At 56.2% G+C, this 1,288-nt stretch carries 1 protein-coding gene; it reads left to right on the forward strand.

Annotated elements, in window-relative coordinates:
- Nucleotides 1-622: 622 nt before the first annotated feature.
- Nucleotides 623-1,006 carry a hypothetical protein gene (locus ACH4RC_RS42500; protein WP_398210522.1) on the forward strand — a complete coding sequence of 128 codons (384 nt, stop codon included), beginning with the start codon at nucleotides 623-625 and terminating at the stop codon, nucleotides 1,004-1,006.
- Nucleotides 1,007-1,288: the final 282 nt, after the last annotated feature.

Here is a 1,288-nt window from a genome sequence, read left to right on the forward strand (position 1 = left end):
ATGACCAGAGAACCGTCTCGACCAGCCCTGACCTGCCCGAACAGAGCCTTGGGCAACACCCTTTAGGCAGGCTGCAGAGCGCTCATTGCGCACGGCGAGGAACGCCGCGTACGGCGGCCTCGTAGATTTCGCCCTGTTCGGTTGCTTGCGCGAGTGAAAGCAGAGTTCTGTGTCAGGTGAGATGGCATATCACGGGAGGGAATGGTGAGCTTAGAAGAATACCGCGATATTCGGCAACATAGGTCCATCCGGTGTGATCACGCTTTGCGATGGTTAGAATCTTCCCAGTAGTTTTCGATTGACGCTCCCGAGCGTCTGGGTCACGGGGGTGGGGAGTATGTCCGAGGATGACGCGGCTGCACCCAGGAGTCGGGGGAAGATCGCAGTAGAGGTCATAGGGGTCCTCCTTGCCCTGGCAGGCGTAATCGTTGCGGTCCTGCAACTGGTCAAGGATGGAGGCGACGGAGGAGGGAACGCGTCAGCTTCTTCTTCAGAAGTCGGACCCAGTAACTCTACGCCCTCTCCCTCTCATACCACCCCTACTACTCCTATCACCCCCGCTACCACTACTACCACTACGCCCTCCGGTGACCCTGATCCATCGCATGCTCTCGATAAATACATGACTGATATCGAAAACATCAAAGTTGGGGATCGAAATGCGCTTGACCTAGATCGTCGTAGCCTTTCAGATGAAGACAGTCCTGCGTCCGGGAGTGATTTTCTTCTGAACTTTGGGCGAATTTATCACGGCGAAGACAATGGCGTTAGCGATAAGTCGATGGGTGTAATTGATGATTCTATGGTGCCTCGATGCGCTACGCGATCGCAAAAGAATGCAGATATTCTATTCCTTGATGAAATGGGCGAAAATCAGAGTATCTGTGTTGAGACGAGTGAGGGGCGTTGGGTGTTGATGCAGATAGTTGCTGCAGATGCCAGCAGAAGTGATCTCGGTGTAGGCGCCGTGACTTTTCGGGTGGGGTATCTCAAAAACCCCTCCTAAAAAGCCATTGGTGAGCTACTGCCGCGTGACGATGCAATCCTTTGGGCGGGTATGTGAGCGAGCCCGGCCCGAGTCGGCCCGGGGTGACTGGGCGACACCATTGGTTGTGACCGCTCTTCCGTGACGGCTACGCCTTGGTGATGAGATTGGCTGGACGGGGGGATGCGGCTGCCCCGCCAGTAGTGGCTCCCACGCGGTGAGTCGGCTGCCCGTCAACTAAAGGGTGTTGCCCAAGGCTCTGTTCGGGCAGGTCAGGGCTGGTCGAGACGGTTCTCTGGTCAA

The organism is Streptomyces sp. NPDC016845, assembly GCF_044332585.1.
In the GTDB taxonomy this organism is placed as follows: domain Bacteria; phylum Actinomycetota; class Actinomycetes; order Streptomycetales; family Streptomycetaceae; genus Streptomyces.

What these genes read in the sequence shown, in the direction of transcription:
- ACH4RC_RS42500 (WP_398210522.1), top strand. Translation starts at nt 623, where the DNA reads ATGACTGATATCGAAAACATCAAAGTTGGGGATCGAAATGCGCTTGAC.